This window comes from Paenibacillus sp. cl130, from assembly GCF_900116035.1.
In the GTDB taxonomy this organism is placed as follows: Bacteria; Bacillota; Bacilli; order Paenibacillales; family Paenibacillaceae; genus Paenibacillus; species Paenibacillus polymyxa_B.
The window spans coordinates 43,521-65,040 of record NZ_FOYG01000014.1 but is presented as its reverse complement, the minus strand read 5'-3'; the positions used below and the strand labels follow the sequence as shown (position 1 = coordinate 65,040).

19 protein-coding genes, 1 rRNA gene and 1 other RNA gene are annotated in these 21,520 nt (G+C 47.5%); 2 read left to right on the top strand and 19 right to left on the bottom strand.

The genetic code is table 11. From position 1 onward, the window contains the following. From BM358_RS25300 to rpoE, 15 genes are all read right to left on the bottom strand, one after another. Nucleotides 1-194, bottom strand: a 16S ribosomal RNA gene (locus BM358_RS25300); the annotation flags it as partial. Between the two features lie 360 nt (nucleotides 195-554). Beyond that, complete coding sequence (locus BM358_RS25295) at nucleotides 555-830, bottom strand: pro-sigmaK processing inhibitor BofA family protein (protein WP_025719099.1); 276 nt, start codon at nucleotides 828-830, stop codon at nucleotides 555-557. Then, nucleotides 827-1,138: a DUF2508 family protein gene (locus BM358_RS25290; protein WP_025676300.1), complete on the bottom strand. Its 312-nt coding sequence runs from the start codon at nucleotides 1,136-1,138 to the stop codon at nucleotides 827-829. The genes BM358_RS25295 and BM358_RS25290 overlap by 4 nt, the downstream gene beginning before the upstream one ends. Nucleotides 1,139-1,352: 214 nt before the next feature. Further along, on the bottom strand, nucleotides 1,353-1,952 hold the full coding sequence (gene recR, locus BM358_RS25285) for a recombination mediator RecR (protein ID WP_013308227.1): 600 nt from the start codon (nucleotides 1,950-1,952) through the stop codon (nucleotides 1,353-1,355). A 27-nt stretch (nucleotides 1,953-1,979) separates the two neighbouring features. After that, on the bottom strand, nucleotides 1,980-2,291 hold the full coding sequence (locus tag BM358_RS25280; RefSeq protein ID WP_013308226.1) for a YbaB/EbfC family nucleoid-associated protein: 312 nt from the start codon (nucleotides 2,289-2,291) through the stop codon (nucleotides 1,980-1,982). 43 nt (nucleotides 2,292-2,334) lie between these two features. Next, nucleotides 2,335-4,086 (bottom strand): DNA polymerase III subunit gamma/tau, encoded by a 1,752-nt coding sequence (dnaX, locus tag BM358_RS25275; protein WP_028542567.1) that lies wholly within the window; start codon nucleotides 4,084-4,086, stop codon nucleotides 2,335-2,337. A gap of 158 nt (nucleotides 4,087-4,244) precedes the next feature. Beyond that, nucleotides 4,245-4,511: signal recognition particle sRNA large type (gene ffs / locus BM358_RS25270), an RNA gene on the bottom strand. A 110-nt stretch (nucleotides 4,512-4,621) separates the two neighbouring features. Then, nucleotides 4,622-4,819, bottom strand: a complete 198-nt coding sequence (gene rpmE / locus BM358_RS25265; RefSeq protein ID WP_025719104.1) for a 50S ribosomal protein L31 — start codon at nucleotides 4,817-4,819, stop codon at nucleotides 4,622-4,624. A gap of 156 nt (nucleotides 4,820-4,975) precedes the next feature. Continuing rightward, nucleotides 4,976-6,247: a radical SAM family protein gene (locus tag BM358_RS25260; RefSeq protein ID WP_028542568.1), complete on the bottom strand. Its 1,272-nt coding sequence runs from the start codon at nucleotides 6,245-6,247 to the stop codon at nucleotides 4,976-4,978. A gap of 95 nt (nucleotides 6,248-6,342) precedes the next feature. Next, on the bottom strand, nucleotides 6,343-7,680 hold the full coding sequence (gene rho / locus BM358_RS25255) for a transcription termination factor Rho (RefSeq protein WP_028542569.1): 1,338 nt from the start codon (nucleotides 7,678-7,680) through the stop codon (nucleotides 6,343-6,345). Between the two features lie 258 nt (nucleotides 7,681-7,938). Next, on the bottom strand, nucleotides 7,939-9,192 hold the full coding sequence (locus BM358_RS25250; protein ID WP_013308220.1) for a UDP-N-acetylglucosamine 1-carboxyvinyltransferase: 1,254 nt from the start codon (nucleotides 9,190-9,192) through the stop codon (nucleotides 7,939-7,941). 240 nt (nucleotides 9,193-9,432) lie between these two features. Continuing rightward, nucleotides 9,433-10,287, bottom strand: a complete 855-nt coding sequence (gene fba / locus BM358_RS25245) for a class II fructose-1,6-bisphosphate aldolase (protein WP_013308219.1) — start codon at nucleotides 10,285-10,287, stop codon at nucleotides 9,433-9,435. 247 nt (nucleotides 10,288-10,534) lie between these two features. After that, entirely contained in the window at nucleotides 10,535-10,903 is a 369-nt protein-coding gene (locus BM358_RS25240; RefSeq protein ID WP_013308218.1) for a response regulator, read from the bottom strand. Between the two features lie 213 nt (nucleotides 10,904-11,116). Continuing rightward, on the bottom strand, nucleotides 11,117-12,718 hold the full coding sequence (locus BM358_RS25235) for a CTP synthase (protein WP_028542570.1): 1,602 nt from the start codon (nucleotides 12,716-12,718) through the stop codon (nucleotides 11,117-11,119). Nucleotides 12,719-13,120: 402 nt separating this feature from the next. Next, a complete protein-coding gene (gene rpoE / locus BM358_RS25230) occupies nucleotides 13,121-13,672 on the bottom strand; it encodes a DNA-directed RNA polymerase subunit delta (protein ID WP_013308216.1) in 552 nt (183 codons plus the stop codon). Nucleotides 13,673-14,076: 404 nt separating this feature from the next. Between rpoE and BM358_RS25225 the strand changes: the two genes are divergently transcribed. Then, nucleotides 14,077-15,237: a S8 family peptidase gene (locus BM358_RS25225; RefSeq protein ID WP_028542571.1), complete on the top strand. Its 1,161-nt coding sequence runs from the start codon at nucleotides 14,077-14,079 to the stop codon at nucleotides 15,235-15,237. 14 nt (nucleotides 15,238-15,251) lie between these two features. Here BM358_RS25225 and BM358_RS25220 read toward each other — a convergent pair whose 3' ends face one another. Genes BM358_RS25220 through BM358_RS25205 form a run of 4 tightly spaced genes read right to left on the bottom strand, consistent with a single transcriptional unit; the run spans nucleotide 15,252 to nucleotide 20,398 of the window. Next, nucleotides 15,252-16,637: an MBL fold metallo-hydrolase gene (locus BM358_RS25220; RefSeq protein ID WP_028542572.1), complete on the bottom strand. Its 1,386-nt coding sequence runs from the start codon at nucleotides 16,635-16,637 to the stop codon at nucleotides 15,252-15,254. Beyond that, on the bottom strand, nucleotides 16,634-18,304 hold the full coding sequence (locus BM358_RS25215; protein WP_028542573.1) for an ABC transporter permease: 1,671 nt from the start codon (nucleotides 18,302-18,304) through the stop codon (nucleotides 16,634-16,636). Before BM358_RS25215 ends, BM358_RS25220 begins: the two co-directional genes overlap by 4 nt. Nucleotides 18,305-18,308: 4 nt before the next feature. Further along, entirely contained in the window at nucleotides 18,309-19,379 is a 1,071-nt protein-coding gene (locus BM358_RS25210; RefSeq protein WP_028542574.1) for an ABC transporter substrate-binding protein, read from the bottom strand. Between the two features lie 20 nt (nucleotides 19,380-19,399). After that, a complete protein-coding gene (locus tag BM358_RS25205; RefSeq protein ID WP_028542575.1) occupies nucleotides 19,400-20,398 on the bottom strand; it encodes an ABC transporter ATP-binding protein in 999 nt (332 codons plus the stop codon). Nucleotides 20,399-20,600: 202 nt separating this feature from the next. On the opposite strand from BM358_RS25205, the gene BM358_RS25200 reads away from it, so the two are divergent. Further along, nucleotides 20,601-21,494 (top strand): LysR family transcriptional regulator, encoded by an 894-nt coding sequence (locus BM358_RS25200; RefSeq protein WP_028542576.1) that lies wholly within the window; start codon nucleotides 20,601-20,603, stop codon nucleotides 21,492-21,494. Nucleotides 21,495-21,520: the final 26 nt, after the last annotated feature.

Genomic DNA, 21,520 nt, shown 5'->3' with positions numbered 1-21,520 from the left:
AGGAAAAGGATGTATCGGGTATTAGCTACCGTTTCCGGTAGTTATCCCTGTCTTGTGGGCAGGTTGCCTACGTGTTACTCACCCGTCCGCCGCTAGGTTGATTAGAAGCAAGCTTCTAATCAACCCCGCTCGACTTGCATGTATTAGGCACGCCGCCAGCGTTCGTCCTGAGCCAGGATCAAACTCTCCATTAAAGACCAACCGAAGCTGGTTTATAGAAAGAGCGATAAGCTCATTTTGAAACTGACGAGATAAAAATATCTCTTGTTTGATTTTGCGAACAAAATCGTTTTACTCACTCGTTGTTCAGTTTTCAAAGATCAAACCTGCATTATGTCTTACTTTGTTTCACCACCGCATCTCAGCGGCGACTTGATTAATATAACACACATTCAGGATTTAAGTCAACACTTTTTTAAAATTATTTTTTAATTTCATTCAAATGTTGTTCTCACAAAAAATTCCCGGGCTTTAAGGGCCGAGAATTAATGTATCACATTTTTGAATTCGCCGTCAACTATATTTTAAAAATAGAAACAATAACATTTAAGTTTTCATATGGCCTGTCCGAATAATACTATTTTCAATCCCAGTAAAAGGACAATCCCAGGTAAACCTAATATCGTTACCGCCCCCATTGTCACTGGATTGATCGGGATGTACACCTGCGTAATCCACCCTGAATAATTGATAACATACAATGCGATGGCTGCCAGGCCCATATGCGCCCCGAATACTACAAGCCAGCCGATACCCAAACGTTTTTTTAAGATTAGAAATAGTAGCATCCCGACACAGGCAATCAGAACAAGCCAGACCGCCCCTTTCATTCAGCTCTCCGCTTGTGAACACGATCCGTATCATTGGCATACCCAGGTTCATCTGCAGGCAGATGGAAACGATGCAGGCCTTGCTGTTTCGCGCTTTTTAAATGTATCTGATATTTACGTTCTGCAGCTTCTAGAACAAATATAGCGTAGTCGATCTCATCTTTACCCGTAGCTTCATGAAATAAACGATGCGCTCTTAGCCATTCCGCATGCGAAGCCCGAATCTGGGCAAACAACTCCTGCCGATACTCCGCTTCTGATTTGCCATTCTCCTGACGACGGAAATTTTGTTTCATCCGTTCCCACATCCGTTCATCCTCCTCACAAGCTGAATTATGTGCACAGTCTGCAAGACTACCTTATTCATACTTATTGAACTAAGGACAAACTTAGAACCAGGAACGATCTATACTGCCATCTATCACGGCAAATAAAAAAGGAGCCATAGCGGCTCCCCCAAGTAAGTCGAGAATGCCCAAAGGACATTTCAGACTCCCTATTTATAACGTATAAATACACCTATTAATTGAGCTCTCTACGGCCTTCCAACGCTTTGGACAGGGTAACCTCGTCGGCATACTCCAAATCTCCACCCACTGGCAATCCATGAGCAATACGAGTAACCTTGATTTCAAAAGGACGCACTAGCCGAGAAATGTACATGGCCGTGGCCTCTCCTTCAATGTTCGGGTTCGTAGCTAAAATCAGCTCCTTGACGCGTTCATCACTGAGTCTGTTCAGCAATTCCTTGAGTTTGATATCCTCAGGACCAATTCCCTCCATAGGAGATATCGCCCCATGAAGCACATGGTAAAAACCATTAAACTCTTTGGTACGCTCCATAGCCACCAAATCCTTGGAATCCTGAACAACACAAATGACGGAGGTATCCCTCGTCTTATCCTGACAGATCCGACAAGGATCTGTGTCCGTAATGTTGCCGCAGACTGAACAGAAGTGAAGATTGCGTTTTACATTGACCAGCGCTTTGGCAAAGTCAATCACATCATCTTCCTTCATTTTCAGTACGTGAAAAGCCAACCGGGCAGCCGTCTTCGGCCCTACTCCCGGCAGGCGCGTAAAAGCATCAATTAGCTTTGCAATCGGCTCCGGATAATACAATAGCGTGTTTCTCCTTTATGCAGCAGACTAGAACAAGCCCGGAATTTTCATGCCGCCTGTAAATTTACCCATATCATCATTAGCCAGTTCATCTGCTTTGGACAAAGCATCATTGACAGCAGTCAGCACAAGATCTTGCAGCATTTCTACATCATCAGGATCTACAGCTTCCGGTTTGATCGTGATGGACAACACTTTTTTATGTCCATTTACCTCCACCGTCACAACACCGCCGCCAGAAGTTCCTTCGATTACTTTTCCGCCAAGCTCCTCTTGGGCTTTCAGCATTTGTTCCTGCATTTTTTTCACTTGCTTCATCATTTGGTTCATATTGTTCATTTCAATCATCTCCTTTAATGAAGTATACATCTAGAAACTTGATTCAATCTTTAATGACTACTAGGTCTTCCCCGAAAAGTTGAATAGCTTCATCAATCCAGGGCTCCTTGGACTTTCCCGGCGCATCATGCTCCGGCTCCAGTTGCAATTCTTCGGCAGGCTGGTCGGAAACTCCTTCAATCGCAGCATTCCAATCCTTTTGCATCATCGTTACTAAACGATAAGGATGACCCAACTGCTCATGCAATACCTTCTCGATGACCTGCTTATTGGCAGGCTTTTCGGTAGTTTCACGATGAATATTGTTCTTAAATGCAACCAGCACACTGTCCTCTAACACAGAAACTGGCTCACCATCCATAAACCAAGCATGAACCGTAACTTTCGCCTCTTTTACCCCTTGCAAAATCTGGCTCCACTTACGTCCTGCTGCTGCGAATGCTTCGCTCGACTTCTCAGCGATATAGCGATCCAACTGAGAAGGAAGCTTGGCTGGCGCTGAAATCCGCGGAGCAGGGGCACGCCCCCCGGAAGCCTGACGACCACCCGACGATGCTTCCTGTCCCGCTCCAGCGCCCAATCCACCTTGCAGCGCGCGCTCCAGTTTCTTTTCCAGCTCAGCAAGCTGACGCTTCAACATTACCACATCTTCCTGATCAGCTGCAGCGCCAGAGCGTTGTGCGGTCGGCTGAGCAACAGTTCCTGCTTCCCCCGGAATACTGCACAGCTTCAATAGAGCTACCTCAAACAAGGTTTGTGGCTGTACGGCATATTTCATCTCGCTCTGATAACGATTAAGGGTGTCAATCATCGCAAAGAGTTGCTCCTTGGTAAAAGCATCTGCCACTTCCTTAAATCGCTCTGGATCCAGCACTCGCTCCGTCATTTTGGTCGCCTGAGGCACCATCTTGATCATTAGCAGATCTCGGAAATAGTACAGAAGATTCTCCATGCACTTATCTGCACTTTTACCTTCCTGCATAAAGTTCTCGATCATTTGGAGCACCGTGCCCACATCTTCTTTCAGCAATGCCAAGGCAAGCTTACCGAATTGCTCGGACGCAATACCTCCTGTCATATCCAGCACCTGCTGATAAGTAACCCGACCATCTGTAAACGAGGATATCTGATCCAAAACGCTAACCGCATCTCGCATCCCGCCATCTGAAAGACGCGCAATGTACTGCAGTGCATCCGAATCAGCCTGTATGTTCTCCTGTTGACATATCAGGTCAAGCCGCTCTGTCTGTTCTTCCAGCGATACCCGCCGGAAGTCAAACCGCTGGCAACGTGAAATAATTGTTGCCGGAATCCGATGTGGTTCAGTCGTAGCCAATATGAACATCACGTGTGGCGGCGGCTCTTCCAGCGTCTTGAGCAGCGCATTGAACGCTTCCGTCGTCAGCATGTGCACTTCATCAATGATATAAACCTTGTGCCGCACTTCTGTGGGCGCATATTTGACTTTATCGCGCAAATCACGAATCTCTTCAACGCCCCGGTTGGAGGCTGCATCAATCTCCTGTACATCCATGACCGCTCCGGCCGTGATCCGTTTACAGGCTTCGCATTCGTTGCAAGGTTCCGGCGCAGGTCCATGCTCACAGTTGATTGCCTTGGCCAAAATTTTGGCCGCACTCGTCTTACCTGTTCCTCGTGGACCGCTGAACAGGTAGGCATGGGACGTGCGATTTTCGCGGATGGCATTCTGCAATGTCTGGATAATATGCTGTTGTCCTACCATGTCCTTGAAAGCCTGCGGCCGCCAAGCACGGTACAACGCTATATGTTCCAATGCGCGTTACCCTCTTTCCCATTCACTTTCATGACCATTCATGGTCACTTCATTATACTATACTCCCGTCCGAATCTAAACCAGACACCTTCCAATTTATAAAACACAAAAAAACATCTTCGCAATGATTGCCAAGATGTTCTAATTACCAATATATACCGTGCACCTGTTATTGATCGTTGTGATCCGAGCGGCAATCCTGAACAACAACTCGGGCTAGGCAACCCTCCGGCACAAGAGTGGACCTGCTTATGGCTGCTTCCTTCCGGACCTGACCAGGTTCACAAGTACTCATTGCGGAGGACCCAGCCGTCAACATTGTGCGCAGGGACCAGCCTCACATCAACAACACCTCTAACAGGAATTCAACCTCGCTATAGCGGATTGCGAGTTACAGGGCACCGCTACCTCCCCATCTAGCACGGTGAAAATAAGTATATCTTAAGGCCGCATAAAAAGCAAATACACATTATTACAAAAAGAGCCCTCTGCAGTTGCAGAAGGCTCTAATAACTTTATAACCTGCGGTAATCCATTAGATACCGTATTTCTTTTTGAAACGATCCACGCGTCCACCAGCATCAATAAATTTCTGCTTGCCTGTGAAGAATGGGTGGCAGGCGGAGCAAATCTCCACACGCAGAGATCCTTTCACAGAACCAGTTTCAAACGAATTTCCGCAAGCACAAGTGACATTAGTTACGTTAAAATTTGGTTGAATAGCTTGTTGCATTGAACTTTCACCTCTTTCCGCCCTGAACGTCCTATCAGTCCAGAGTTGTATGAACACATGTTCACATTATAGCACTTGAATATGAGCGTTTCAACAACTCTTTTCTGCATTCAAAGATGGCATAAAATAGGTGTGTTTCAAGTTACATCGACCATTTTAGGCCTTGGCAAATTTGGGACGTGCCAGCCCTTGTGGCGGTACATGAGTGTAAGAACCGATGACTACATCAGGCAGCTCCTCACGATAAATCTCAAGCATTTGCTTCATACCAAGAATCTCACCTTGAGCAGGTGGAATCAACTCCAGATAGCTTTCAGGATCGATATTCAAGTTACGCATTTGAATCAGCTTGAGCTTAGTACGTTTGGCAAATTCAATCATTGCCTCAATTTCTTCCTCTCGGTCAGTTACACCCGGAAAAATTAAATAGTTAATCGACGTATATACTCCCTGTTCGGAAGCATAACGAAGTGATTTTTCCACATTAGCCAACGTGTAACCGCGCGGCTTGTAATACGCATTGTAGTGATCGTCCAGTGCACTAATGGTACTAACGCGCATCAGATCAAGACCCGCATCCACGATTCCCCGGATATGATCGCTCAATCCCGCATTCGTATTGATATTGATGTATCCCATATCGGTAATGGAACGCACCTCTTTGATCGAATCAATAATCAGTTTGGCTTGTGTGGAAGGCTCACCTTCGCACCCTTGGCCAAAACTGATGATGGACTCCGGTGTCTTCAAATGTTCCAGCATAACTTCTACAATTTCTTCGACGTGAGGACGGAAGTTCATTCTTGTCTGCGGAGATACGAAACCACTGTCATCCGGCTGTTCAGATATACACCCAAAGCAACCCGCATTACAAGAATAAGATACCGGAACTCCTCCTTCCCAGCGATTCAGGAATGTGTTCGAGGAAGTAAGACATTCGTAGCCCAGCGCACAGTTAGACAAATGTTGGTACAGCCGATTTTCGGGATATTGCTCCGTCATCCGCTGCACACCCAATTTAACTTGATGACGGTCACAGTTTTCCGGATTCCACTTGGATGGACTGTCACTCTGCTCTGCCGTTACATAAAATGCCCCGTCTTTCCAGACTACGGCCGAATAACCGAACAAGGGAAGTTTGTACTCCTTATCGGTCTTCACATATCCCGGCAGGCACAAGCGTGTAAAACCTTGCGGCAATAAAGCCCCTACTGCTTGCATATCTCCGGGAAGAGAAACCATTTCCCCTGTTTCAGGGTTCATACCGACCGGGCGAGTGCTGGGTAGGCTTACCAATGTAGCTCCTTCCGGTAACGGAATAAGCTCATCCTCCATGATTTCAACAATCATGTCTGCACTACGGGCAAGCCCATACAAAGAAGCATGATCATATACATTGCCTTTTTCGTCGGCATACACCAAATACATTATGGAGCTCCTTTCGCTCCGTTAAGCCTACGCCATTAACAAAATGAATGGTAACGACTGTGTGCTTACGGAACAGATAAAATACATGAAGGGTTTTAGTTGGTTGTGGCCGGGACTGACGCTGTGGTAGAACGCGCAGTTCTCCGTTGTTGCCCACCAGAACTGCTTTGCGAGCCACTGGAAGAAGGTGCCGTCAAATCAAACGAAGCCAAAAACTCAGCATTAGTTTTGCTATTACGCAGCTTTTTGAGGAAGCCTTCCACAAATTCATGGCTTTCCGTCATATTTTTACGAATGGCCCAGATGGTATCCAATTCTTCCTTATTCAACAACACTTCCTCACGGCGTGTGCCGGAACGACGAATATCAATCGCAGGAAAGATACGACGTTCTGCCAGCTTGCGGTCCAAATGCAGCTCCATGTTGCCTGTACCTTTAAACTCCTCATAGATGATATCGTCCATGCGTGATCCTGTATCAATCAGCGCTGTAGCAAGAATCGTCAAGCTACCGCCTTCCTCCACATTCCGAGCCGCACCAAAAAAGCGCTTTGGACGGTGAAATGCCGCCGGATCAATACCCCCGCTCAAAGTACGACCAGAAGGAGGGATAACGAGATTGTACGCACGAGCCAAACGTGTGATGCTATCCAACAGGATGACAACATCCTTTTTATGTTCTACGAGACGCAGCGCACGCTCCAACACGAGTTCTGCCACTTTGATGTGATTTTCAGGAAGTTCGTCAAATGTAGAGGCCACAACTTCACCTTTAACAGAACGCTGCATATCGGTCACTTCTTCGGGGCGTTCATCAATCAACAAGACAAAAAGCTCGATCTCGGGATTGTTGGTAGAAATGCTATTGGCAATTTCTTTGAGGAGAAGCGTCTTCCCAGCTTTGGGAGGTGCTACAATGAGTCCGCGCTGTCCAAGTCCGACAGGGGCCAGTACATCCATAATTCTCGTAGACAAATGGTTGGGGGAAGTTTCAAGGACTAATTTGGTCTGCGGATACAGTGGAGTCAGTGCAGGAAAATGTAGCCGCTCAGCAGCTTGCTCAGGACTTCTTCCATTGACGGCGTTAACTTGAAGCAATCCAAAATATCGTTCATTCTCTTTTGGCGTTCGGCATTTACCGGAAACAAGATCGCCTGTCCTCAAGTCAAACTTGCGGATTTGTGAAGCAGAGATGTAAATATCTTCGGTACTCGGGAGATAATTGATCGGCCTCAGAAAGCCGTAACCTTCGGGGAGGATTTCCAGAACCCCCTGCATAAACATCAATCCGCTCTTCTCAGCTTGTGCGCGCAGGATAGCGAAAATTAATTCTTTCTTTTTGAGCGTTCCGTAGTACGGGATCTGGTATTGCTTGGCCAGCTTGTACAGGTCGGTCAGCTTCATTTCTTCCAGATCGGAAATTTGCAGATCCATATAATAACCACCTATTCAATTATTAAGTCCATTCATACATCTAAATGATAGACAATGATATCATAAACACCATTAACATAATTTTAACCAAAACAAATAAAGTTATGCAGCCACCTGCCTGGATTATACCGAATTATTCCGGTTTTCCGATAAAAGATTGTTAGGTATGAACCACAATCTTTTATCAAGCAGCGGCTGCATAGATGTTGCCCGTTCTATTGCTTCCGTCCGGGAGTTCGAAAAAACTGCATGGTTTAATTATTCAGTTTGCCGCCATACATCCGCGCCCAAAAGACGCAGGTTGGAGACAAGGTGATCATAACCACGGTCAATGTACTCGACACCCGTCACCTCGGTTACGCCTTCGCTTACTGTAAGTCCAGCAATGACAAGGGCCGCTCCGGCGCGCAGATCTGCTGCTTTTACTTTAGCTGCATTCAGTTGACCACCCTCTATAATGGCGGACCGACCCTCTACGCGAATTTTAGCCCCCATTCGCACCAGCTCAGGAACGTGCTTAAAACGATTGCTGTACACAAAATCGCTCAATACACTGACACCCTGTGCTTGGGTAAGCAAGCTGGTCATGGGAGATTGTAAATCTGTGGCGAATCCGGGGTATATCAAGGCTTTAACGTCGACATGTTCATAGGAAGGTGCACCCAGTACGCGAATACTTTCATCATATTCCTCGATGCCGATGCCCATTTCCTGCATTTTTGCAGTGAGAGCCTCCATATGTTTGGGGATTACGTTGTCAATCAATACATTTCCACGGGTTGCCGCAGCGGCAATCATATATGTGCCCGCTTGTATACGGTCAGGTATGATCGAATGACGGCAGCCATGCAGCTCCGACACACCTTCAATTCGAATCGTTTCCGTACCGGCGCCTTTAATAATGGCCCCCATGGAGTTTAAAAGGGTTGCTACATCTATAATCTCAGGCTCTTTAGCCGCATTTTCGATAATTGTGGCGCCTTTGGCACGTGCTGCCGCCAGCATAATATTAATGGTAGCGCCTACGCTGCTAACATCCAAATAAATTTTGGTTCCGCGCAGTTCTTTGGCGTGCAAATGAATAGCACCGTGCTCGTTCGTAACCGTGGCACCCAGCGCTTCAAAACCTTTAATATGCTGATCAATGGGCCGGGGTTCGAAATTGCACCCTCCTGGCAAACCGATGATCGCTTCCTTGAATCTGCCCAGCATGGCTCCCATCATATAATAAGAGGCTCGTAATTTCTTAACAGGCCCATTCGGCATAGGAATGGATTTAATAGAGGAAGGATCTATTTTCATCTGGCTACCTTCCCAGGTAACCGTTGCACCAAGTTCCTCCAGTATTTCGGAATACACCGCCACATCACTCAACAGTGGCAAATTGTCCAAAATGACTTCCGACTCTGCCAGAATGGCTGCGGGAATCAAGGCGATGGCACTGTTTTTGGCACCGCTGATGGAAACTGTACCTTGAAGCGGCCGTCCACCGGTGATCATCAATTTTTCCATAAGCTTGAGGGTCCCCCTACGTGTTTTGCAGTCGGTCAAACAATAAACTCAAACAATAATCTCAAATCATAAACTTTTAACTTTTTTTAGTGGTGAAAATGGAAAGACACCGGCTAAGCGGTGTGCTTTCCATACCAAACTATTCAACTGTACAGATTTAAATATTTTGTGCAGTAGAACTACAGTTACAACTAAAAAATGCATCTAGCCTGTGCAGAAGCACGACCAGTTGATTCATTATTACGCTTTGTTGTTGGAACCGAACTCACGAATTTTACCGATAACGGTTTGTTTAATCGCTTCACGACCTGGAGCGATGAATGTACGTGGGTCATAAGCATCCGGTTTCTCAGCAAGCACTTCACGAACCACTTTCGCAAATACGATTTGGTTCTCAGTGTTTACATTGATTTTGGAAGTTCCCAGGGAGATTGCTTTTTTAATGTCATGTGTTGGGATACCAGTACCACCGTGCAGAACGAGTGGAAGTTTGATTGCATTGCAGATCTCTTCCATTTCTTTGAATCCGAGGTTTGGCTCGCCTTTGTAAGGTCCGTGTACGGAACCCAGTGCAGGTGCCAGTGTATCGATACCTGTTTCGTTAACGATACGCAGACAGTCGTCCAACTTAGCGTACATTACGTCGCCGACAACATCATCCTCTTGACCGCCAACCATTCCAACTTCAGCTTCAACGGAAACGCCTTTTGAATGAGCATATTCTACCACTTTTTTCGTTGTAGCAATGTTTGTGTCGATCGGGCTGTGGGAATCGTCAATCATAACGGATGTGAAACCAGCGTCGATAGCTTCTTTACATTTTTCAAAGCTGGAACCGTGGTCCAAATGGATCGCAACTGGAACGGTGATTTTCATGTCATGAATAAGACCTTCTACCATTTTAACAACAGTGTAGAATCCGCCCATGTGACGTGCTGCGCCTTCAGAAACACCCAAGATTACTGGGGATTTTTCTTCTTCAGCAGCGCCCAAAATAGCTTGAGTCCACTCCAGGTTATTAATGTTGTATTGACCTACTGCATATTTTCCTTCGAGTGCTTTGTTCAACATGTCTTTCATAGATACCAATGGCATGGTTACAGTCCTCCTAAAGGTGTTTGGGTTTGTCTATATTTTAGCCGACATCACATACGGGCTTATTATACCACAACCCATGTTAAATACTAAACAAGCTTTTGCATATCAACACATACAAAAATCACGCCCAGGACGCCGTTTTTCCATAGAATTGTATAAGGAGAGGATTTACTTTCAGTATTTCCCATAATCACAAACAAAAAACCCTGTTGTGTTAACAGAGTTCTCAACCATAGTGACTCACCTAATCACCTCTGAGTTGTTTGTTCACAGCGATCCGCATTTCGTCAATATCAAAGGGCTTGGTAAAATGCATTAGCGCACCTAGCTCCGTCGCCTCTTTAATCATGTCCAGTTCTCCATATGCTGTCATCATAATAACCTTGATATCAGGATTCATGGTTTTTAGATGCTTCAGAATTTCGAGTCCGTCCATACCTGGAATTTTCATATCGAGCAGAACCAGATCAGGTGGTTCCTTCTCAACAATTTCAAGTGCAATTTTTCCGTTCGCCGCCTGAAAGGTCTCATAACCCTCACTTCCGAACACTTCCATCAATAAAATTCGTATTCCATTCTGGTCATCGACGATTAATACTTTCTTCTTTTCCAATGTTTTAACCTCCTAAGATCTTAAAACGAGGATCATGCAGCTATTGCCATAACAGCGTCCGATGACGTACAATATCCGTCCCATACCTAAAACTATATTCACTCCTGCAAAAAGGAAATCCTGCTCTTATACATAATTGTGGAATATTCTTTCATAATCAGGAAGCACGGGATAAAAAAAGACCTCCCTGAGGAGGTCTTACAAGCCGTAGCATTAACCTTGAAGCTGCAATGCTGCCTTTACAAATTCACGGAACAAAGGCTGTGGACGATTCGGACGGGAAGTAAATTCTGGGTGGAATTGTACCGCCAGGAACCACGGATGCTCTGGGAGCTCCACAATTTCCACCAAGCGTCCATCTGGTGAAGTACCGGAAATACGAAGACCTGCTTTTTCAATAACTTCACGATATTCGTTATTGAATTCGTACCGATGACGGTGTCTTTCGTACACCAGCTCGTCGTTGTAGCAAGCCGAAGCCAGGGAACCTTCCGCCAGTTTGCATGGATACAAACCAAGACGCATCGTACCGCCCAAATCTTCGATGTCTTTTTGGTCAGGAAGCAAGTCAATGACAGGATAATCCGTAGCTGGGTTAATTTCCGAGCTGTTAGCTCCTTCGAGACCAGCCAGGGAACGGGCAACCTCAATGACAGATACCTGCATACCCAGACAAATGCCGAAGAACGGAATTTTTTGCTCCCGTGCATAACGAATGGTACTGATTTTGCCTTCAATTCCGCGATCGCCGAAGCCACCCGGTACGAGAATGCCGCCAATGCCGCCCAGCATGTCAGCTACGTTCTCGTCCGTCACTTCTTCAGCGTTCACCCAACGGATTTTTACGTCTGCATTCGCATCAAATCCAGCGTGGGAAAGTGATTCAACCACACTTAAATACGCATCATGTAATGCAACATATTTACCAACAATAGCAATCTCAACCGTTTTATCCAGCTTGCTGATTCGATCAACTAACCCTTCCCATTCGGTCATATCTGGTGCAGGTGTTGTCAGCTTGAGGTGGTTAACTACGATTTCATCCAAGCCTTCTTCACGCAGGTTCAACGGAACCTCGTAGAGGGTTGAAGCATCGCGGCATTCTACCACTGCATTCGCATCAATATCGCAGAATAATGCAATTTTTGCCTTCATATCGGAGGACAGTTCATGCTCTGTACGGCAAACAATGACATTCGGTTGGATACCGATACTGCGCAATTCTTTTACACTGTGCTGAGTTGGTTTGGTTTTAACCTCACCAGCAGCTTTAATATAAGGAATGAGCGTTACGTGAATGTACATTACATTCTCGCGCCCAACTTCGCTTTTGAGCTGACGAATAGCTTCCAAAAATGGCAAGCTTTCAATATCGCCCACAGTACCGCCGATTTCTGTAATAATTACGTCCGAACCTGCTTCACGGCCTGCACGGTACACGCGCTCCTTGATTTCGTTCGTAATATGAGGGATAACCTGCACCGTACCGCCCAAATATTCTCCGCGACGTTCTTTGCTGATTACGCTGGAATATACCTTGCCTGTTGTGACATTGCTGTTCTTGGACAGATTAATATCAATAAAGCGCTCATAGTGTCCCAAGTCAAGGTCCGTTTCCGCACCATCATCCGTTACAAACACTTCACCGTGCTGGTAAGGACTCATCGTACCCGGATCGACATTCAGGTAAGGATCAAATTTTTGAATCGTTACCTTCAGTCCCCTGTTCTTCAAAAGCCTCCCCAGTGAAGCTGCCGTAATCCCTTTGCCCAAGGAAGACACAACCCCGCCTGTCACAAAAATATACTTTGTCACTGTTCAAAACCCTCCTAGATAAGATGCAAAATTCAGGCGACATTATGATGTTATCGTAACCCGTTTGCACGGATTATCATCCATGAAGAAGGCAGCGGAATCATTTTCCATGTCCGCCGCCCTTAGCCCTCTTTCATGAGTGAAAACACCCCTATAAAAAACAAAAAAGCACTCCCGTAGTACGGGGCACTTTTATACAAAAAGCAAACATATAAGTGAATCAATCATAAGCCCAAGCAATAGTTTACCCCGTGTCCAATCCGCTGTCAAGGAAGTTATCTGTGTTAATTTGTCCATTGAACCAGATTGGAGAGAATCTACCTGAAAGCTTTAAATCAGAAGAGGTTTTCAAGAAAACGGTCATGAAAAAGGGGAGAACGCATCTCCCCTTACAGCCTGTTCCTAACGAAGCGAATCGTCGTCTTCCGTCGACTCATCGTCATTTTCATCTTCTGAATCTTCCTCATCACTGAGGTCTTCATCGTCTATAACCACGTCTTCATCACTATCATCATCATCTTCTTCTCCGTCGAACAGCTCATCTTCGCCATCCTCGTCTTCGCTATCTGCATCGAAGTCGTCATCAGAGTTGTATGTTTCTTCTTCCTCATGATAGTCATCTTCATCGTCATCGTCTTCGTCGTTAATAATACGAGGACGCTTGGCTCCTGTCAGGGCATCTTCGGATTTATCTACCGGATACCAACGTTTCAAGCCCCACAGATTCGTACCGACACAGGCAAAACGCCCGTCAATGTTGATTTCAGTATATAGCTGAGCAATAACGTCATTAATTTCTTCGTCGGAAAAGCCACGCAATTTGGCGACTTCCTTCATCAGGTCACGGTAATAATACGGAGTATTGGCTGCTTTCAATACCATAAATGCCAAATCCACCATTGGAGTCTCGTGGACTTTCTCCGGGTCAATCTTCAAGTTGAGTGGGGTACTCACCTAGGGACACTTCCTCTCACACGTAATTCACAAGAACATGTTTCAGAGCATACACGATACATGCAATACTAACATATCCATTATCAAAACTAAGTAAAACCTATTTGGAAGCAAATTGCAAGTTAAAGATGGGTATCGTCATAATTTCCAGTAATATCCCTCTAAACAAGACGGCACACATAAAAAGACGGGGTCCCCCCCGTCTTCGACTGTACCCGCTCCGGGAGAACCCCCCAAAGTTGTTGCACAAGAGCTTATGCCCTCCATGTATCGTATGTGTCCACGGTCACTTTGACACGACAAGCAGGCCTATTTCCATAAAAAAGGGGCAGGTTTCCCATGCCGCAGCTGACGCTTGCTCATACAATACCTCAGCATGGCTCATCGGAGGGGGACCGTCTCAAATGGACTATCCGGATTTTTTGCAGCGTTTGCATGAGGGTATTTCGGAGCCGTCCGGCAGTGGACGGAACAAACAGATCATCACGTTCGATAAGCCTCACCAATACCGGGAATGCCTGTCCTATCTCAGGAAGCTGAAACCCGAGCTTGCGGGATTACGGCAAGTACAACCGGCCCGACTAATCCGCGCTTTAATCGCTCCGCTTTCAGGGGGAGACAGGCTAGGCAAATATCACAACGGTGTTACCGTTGAAGAAGATACCCGCATGAAGGTCCACGCTGAAACTGCTCATATACCAAAAGCAGAAAAGAACCTTTACATGCCATGGGGAGTCAAACAGGTACGTGCATACAAGGCTTGGCCTTCCTCGACAGGGAATCGGGTCAGAATCGGTGTGATTGACACAGGAGCGGATTTTCAACATCCTGATCTTCGTCATTCTCTCGCCAGAGGTATTAATTTGCTTAACCGAACCATGCTACCCTATGACGATAATGGCCATGGTACTCATATTGCTGGAACTATCGCGGCGTCCAACTATGACGAAGGTATGGTCGGCGTAGCACCACGGGCTTTAATTCATCCCGTAAAAGCATTTGATCATAATGGAGCTGCCTACGTCTCCGATATCATTCTTGGTATCGACTGGTGTGTATTAAATCGTGTCGATATCATCAATATGAGCTTTGGTATGAAGTCGCGCAGCAAGGCACTACTTGATATGGTGAATAAAGCATATCATAACGGCATCGTGATTGTAGCGTCCTCGGGAAATGAGGGCAAGCGCCGAAGTATTGACTATCCAGCCCGCTATTCCCAGACGATTTCAGTGGGGGCTACTGACAAATACAGACGCATCGCACCTTTCAGCAACCGAGGGCAATTTGTAGATGTGTACGCACCGGGCGAAAAGATCACCTCCTCCTGGATCCATGGCAAGCATCACGAAATGAGCGGTACCTCTATGGCTACTTCCCATGTGACCGGAAGCATCGCACTTCTCCTTTCACTGAGACCGGAACTGGAGCCTGGAGAAATCAAAGCGCTGCTTAAGCGTACCGCCACACCGCTACGCCTGCGTAAAAGCGCTGGACGCAGCTCTATCTCCACCAAACTTGGCGAAGTCGATGCCTTCCGATTGATGCAGGAGGGCACGAAGTAAATGATGATGTGATGCTAAACCTCTAGTGTAGCGCCCGGCTCCAAAGAATGAACTTTTCTGGCAGGACTTTCACACCCACGATTTCCTGCTCTTATCAACTCATCTCGTACCAGGTCAGTCTGCAGCTTTGGCGCATGAACGAGTACAACCTGTTTGCTAGGCAGCTCCTTCAGCATTTGCCGCACATCTGATAATCCCTGATGCACCTTGTAAATCAAATGCCGAGCTACACAGCTGTCATTTTGATCTGCACGTTCCAACAGATGTTTGCCAAAAGAACCATGTGGAGCATGCCCGGTCAATATAACACTGTTGCTAATGCTTTCTCCGCTATCTTCACCCTCCCCCATGTTGCGGTTATCCGATAGAAACTGATAGTACCAGCGCGCCTGTGGGGAATCCATCATGCCGTCTCTTGTTATGATAATAGCCGTTGGGTTCTGTTCCAGCAGACTCACTCGTTCAGCAGCATCACGAGGCACGAAGACCCTGTCACTGTTTAGCACATGTTTTATTCGCGCTGGAGCTTCTGGACGCAGCCATTCTTTCCAGCGGTCTAACTGTTTCAATCCCTGCCATATATCGTGCTCTACAATCATTGCCTGTGTAGGGAATTGCTCGCTAGCCCATACGATCAAGTCCTGTCCTCTGCCAAAGACAGGCACCGGCAACAACACATGACCACCAGACAATAATATCCGCTCCATCTCGACCCTCAGCCGCTCCAGCTTAACAGGCTGCGGGTCTATATCCATGCCATAGGCATTGTCCATAATGGATATGTCCGCTAGATTGGGCTCTGACTTCCATTCAGGCAGGTCATGCAACCCCTCCCCAACACCCAAGTCTGGCGCATCGGCAGCAAGAAGCTCAGATTCGCGGCTGTAATCTCCAGAAAAAAACAACCGCTTCCCTTCCATTTCTACCGCATACCACACTGCACCAGCCAAATGTCCACTGCGTCCCCACATGATTCTCACACCCGGACAAGCCTCAAGCCATTCTCCTGCTGGCGCTTCATCTTCTAGATAGCGATAAGCAATGGATTGGATATCCTGTACGTCGTATGGCAATTCGGCTCCTCTCGATTCAACATAAGTATGCCAGGAGCGAAAATAGGAGCCTAACTGCTCAGCGGTAGCCTTGGTCGTCCAGACCTCCCCCTGGTATCCATACTTGTACAGTAAGGGAAGCGCCATGGAATGATCCTCATGTGCATGAGACAGCAATACAGTGGTCAGTCCCTCCGCCTTTTGCGGCGGAAAAACCGGATATTGTCCAGTTCCTTCCTTTTTCACGCCACAATCCAGCATGACGCGATGCTGCGTTCCTTCAAAAACATAGCAGGAGCGGCCATGTTCGCCCGCTCCTCCCCAAATCCTAAGCTTGGTCATGATCATTTCCACTTTCTTTGCGAGTTTAAGCTTTCCATTAAGATTAGCAGCAGTGTGGTCATTCCGACCGATATGACGGCCATCGCCATCCCAAGTGACACCTGTCCCTGCTCAAATTGTGCAAATATGTAGGTTGCAGACGTCTGAACGGATGGCGGCAAAATCAGCAACGATCCTACCAGCTCGCGTGAAGCAATGGTAAATGTCATCATCCAACCAGCGAGCATTCCCGGTACAATCAGCGGCAGCACAATCCGGCGGAATATGTAAGACGGTCGCCCGCCAAATACCTGTCCCGCCTGAAAAAGACCAGTGTCCACCTGCGTAAAGGCGCTTTTGACATACTGCACCGTATAAGGAACAAACAAGATAACATACGTCAGAATGACCATGCCGTATGTGTTATACAAAGGGATCGGCATCCATGGTGAGTTCCACCACAAAATCAGGCCGACCACCATAACAATTCCCGGCACCGTATTCGGAAGCAAGCTAAATGCATCAACCGTCCGTTGGATTCTTGTGCGTGAGCCGCCAATGACAAGCGCAAACCAAGTGCCCAGCACCACAGCAAGCGTCGAAGCGCCCAAAGAGAGAAATACGCTGTTCAGGAGCGCCTCCATGCTCTCTGATCCCCAAGACAGCAGTTCCTTGTAAGAGTCGAGCGTCAAATTATCCCAGGCGAGCCCAATTCCCCTCAGCTTCATCGTCGAGGCTGAAAGAATTGAAAAATAAGGAATGCCAATGGACGCAATGAGCAACAATAGAATGTATGCAACACTCAGCCCCGTAGTCCAGCCGGATATACGAAGACGGGACGGACGCGAACCTTTACCACCTACCAGCCTGTACGTAAACTTTCGGTTGATCACCGATTGCGCATACCACATGAGCAGGCAGGCGGTTAACAGCACCGAGGCCATTGACGTCGCTTTGCCAAAATCTATGGGCCAGCTGGAAATATATTTGTGAATTTCCGAAGTCATGACCTCATACCCGATACGTCGCCCAAAGGTAGCAGGGGTGCCAAACTCGGCAATCGTTTTAACGAAAATGAGCAACGCGCCCATTCCGTAAGCTGAAAGCAGCAGCGGTAAAATGATTCGACGGAATCTGTACAGAAAGCCGCCGCCCATTACGGCACCCGCCTCTTCCAGGCTCCCGCCAATCCTCACCAGCGCCCCGCGCAGCAGCAGGTACAGGAATGGAAACAGATGCAGGCTCATGATCATCACCATGCCACCAAGGCTGAAGAAGGACGGCGTTAAGAAATGCAGGTCCGGGAACAACTGCTCCAGATATCCGTTTTTTTGCATGAACAGAATCCAGCCCATGGAACCGATATAGGGCGGGGTCATAAACGGAATCAGCAACACGACATCCAACCAGCGCCAGTGTGCAAGACGAGTGTTGGACATGATCCATGCTAGCGGAAGCGCAAGTACCGTCGTTCCTGCAATCACACAGATGCCTAGCCAAATCGAGCTGAATAGCACTCCCGCAAATGGTGAAGCAGCTAACGTTCGAAAAGGCGCATCCCATTGAAATTTTTCATCAACATACACACTTTGGATAAAGATTTGCAGCAACGGCATCACAATCAGGAAAAGAAGCGCGATCAGAGCCAGCGTCAGACACCACGCTCTGATGTGTTTAACGGATAAGCCTCCCATCGGCTTACTTGAACATTTGCGTGAACTTCTCCGTCACGTGTGATCCGTGCTCACCCATCCACTCCCAATTGGTTTTCAACAATGGAATCTCGTCCAGGTTGGCACGCTTGTCGGCTTTGACATCCGTGCGGCCCGGGAGTAAGGAGGCATCTGCTACTAGTTTCTGTGCCTCGTCCGACAACAGATAGTCAATGAATGCCTTCGCATTCTGCTCATGCTGCGTTGACTTGAGAATTGCGGCAGGACGTGGGCTGATGACTGTTCCCTCTGTCGGATAGACGATGTCAATCGGCTCGCCTTTGGCTTTAGCCTTGTAGGTCATGTAATCGACCGCAGCGACGACTATACCTTTAGCTCCGGTAATCACGGGGTCCAGCGCTTCCTGATTGGCACCAGCCATAGCAACACCGTTAGCCTTGTACTGCTCGAACAACGTCCAGCCTCCATCGCCCTTGGCGCTCAGATAGCCTGTCATAAAATCCAACGCAGAGCCGGACAGGGATGGATCGGGAATATTAACCTGATCCTTGTACTCAGGCTTCGCCAAATCAGCCCATGAAGTTGGTGGTATTTTCACCAGCTTCGTGTTATACGCAATGCCCAGAGCAGAAGCACTGGTACTGAAGTAGTTGCCCTCCTTATCGGACCAGTCTGGGTTTAGCTTGTCTGCGTTCTTGGCATCCAGGTAAGGCAGCGTAAGTCCTTCCTTTTTCAAGCCTTGTACAGACGGAAGCGATGCCAGCACAACCACGTCCGCTACTGGATTCGTCTTCTCGGCTTCCATGCGGGCCAAAATTTTTCCTGTCGTTCCCTGAAACAACTCTACCTTAACTCCGCTCTGCGCCTCATACCCTGCTACCAGCTTTTTCGCCAGTCCATCCGGGCCTGCGCTGTAGACCACCAGCTTCTGATCGGTGGATGCCGCCTCAGCTTGTCCTGCTGATCCATTATCTGGCGCCCCATCCTTAGATGGCGTTGCTGTTCCGCAACCCGCCACAGCGAGTCCAAAAGTCAATGTTAATGCGAGCATCGTCCCTTTTTTCCATCCTGTACGAAAAACATGCCTATTCATCATCTTATACTTACCCCTTTTCCCTATGCTTCAAGTTGGTGGATGTGTTGCGGTGATACCCAAATGTGCATTTGTTGACCTATGGGCAAGCGGATGGAATGATATGCAGTCCATTGCTCGCCGTTCTCGGCTAGTATACGAATTTCATAACGATCGCCGACATAGCTGACATGCAGGATCTCTACTGTAAAAGCATGCTGATCCGCTTGCTCCTGTTCCCAACGGACATGTTCAGGACGAAATAGTGTCCGTTCTGACTCCAGCCAGTTGGATTTGCCAATAAACCTCGCTACCTCTGTATGAGCTGGGCAACTGTAGATCACCTCTGGTGTTCCGGTCTGCAAAATATGCCCACTTTTCATAACAACCACTTCATCAGACATTGACATGGCCTCGATCTGATCATGGGTGACATATAGGGCGGTCAGCCCCAGATCGCGCACAAGCGATAGCATCTCAATGCGCATCTCCTCCCGTAGCACCGCATCCAGCGCACTGAGCGGCTCGTCGAACAAAACAAGTCGAGGCCGGATAGCAACCGCTCTTGCAAAGGCAACCCGCTGCTGCTGACCACCGGACAGCTGATGAGGATACCGATCCTCCATCCCTGACAATCTGACCATGTCGAGCGCCTCCAGCACCACTGTCCGCAGTTCCTTGTCTCGGGCGCTAGCGAACCCTTTCCCACGCTTGCCCGCACGCAGGCCGAAGGCCACATTTTCAAACACCGTCATATGCGGCCACAACGCGAAATCCTGAAAGACCATGCCAAAGTGGCGGAGATGGGCGGGAATATCCTTTTTGCGTTCTGCCGAAAAAAGAATTTCCTCTCCCATCGTGATTGTGCCAGTATCCGGTATCTCCAGGCCAGCAATCAAGCGCAAGAGCGTTGTTTTCCCACAGCCGGACGGTCCGAGCAGTGTTGTGAATTTGCCCCGTCGTACTACCAGATTCGTCTCATGCAGCGCTGTTATTTGGCTGAAGGTTTTACTTAATCCGTGAATATATAGATCCTGATTCATCGCATTACCTGCCTGTTCTTCTGACTGACCCCAGTGTAAGACTTGAATTCGCAACCTGTGTTATTGGAAAGTTAAAACAAAATTAATTATTTCAATGAATTGTGTTAACACTCATAGATTTAATCTATATAGAGGGGATTGATGCTGCTCCCCAAAGAAGTAGGCATGATTGTTCGATTAACCTGAAAGCGAGGCATTCTAAGTGAACTTAAGTCTTCTAAAGTTACATATTGTAGAGCTACTGAATAAGCACCATAAAATTACCACGGTCGCCGAGCTTCTTGGCCTAAAGCAACCCACCGTTACTTTTCATATGAAAAATCTGGAGCGTGAATTCGGAGTGAAGCTGTTTGACACACGTATGGGTAAAATCATCCTGACGGATGCTGGAAATGCGCTGCTGCACTATGCCACTAAAATTAATGCACTGGCTGCTGAAGCTGAGCGAGTCGTCCGCGAGTTCGATACGCTCCAGCGGGGAAGTATACGTATTGGCGCAAGCTATGTACCCGCTACCTACCTGCTTCCTGCTGTGCTGCACCGCTTTGCCCGTGAGCATCTGGGCATTCACATCGCCTTGTCCGTGAAAACAGCGCCCGTGATCAAGGACATGCTTGCCCGCCACGAAATTGACCTTGGCATCATTTCGGCAGAGCCGTTTCAATCCCCAACGCTACTCTCCGAATCCTTGGGCGAAGATGAATTGATGCTCATCTGCTCACCCACTCATCCGCTCGCCAACGAAACCGATTTGACACCCGAGCTTATCGCTTCTTCCTCCTTCGTATTACATGGCAAGGAATCCAGCACACGCCACGTGACCGACAAATGGCTGGAGCGTGGGAGTCGGCGACTTCCTTCCTATCTGGAGCTGGATTCACTGGAAGCCATCAAACAGGCGGTTATGCTGGGAGAACACATCTCCTTTGTCTCTCGCATTGCCGTTCAGTCAGAGGTTGAGCGGGGCTTACTGGTTGTAAGACCTATTCCGGGGCAGTCTGTTGAGCGGTACATCTATATGGTCAGCAACAAAGACCGCCATCGCTCGGCGCTCATTCACAGATTCACCGAATATTGTTCATGGAACCAAGATTAAATCTTACCTGTCATATAGAAATTATG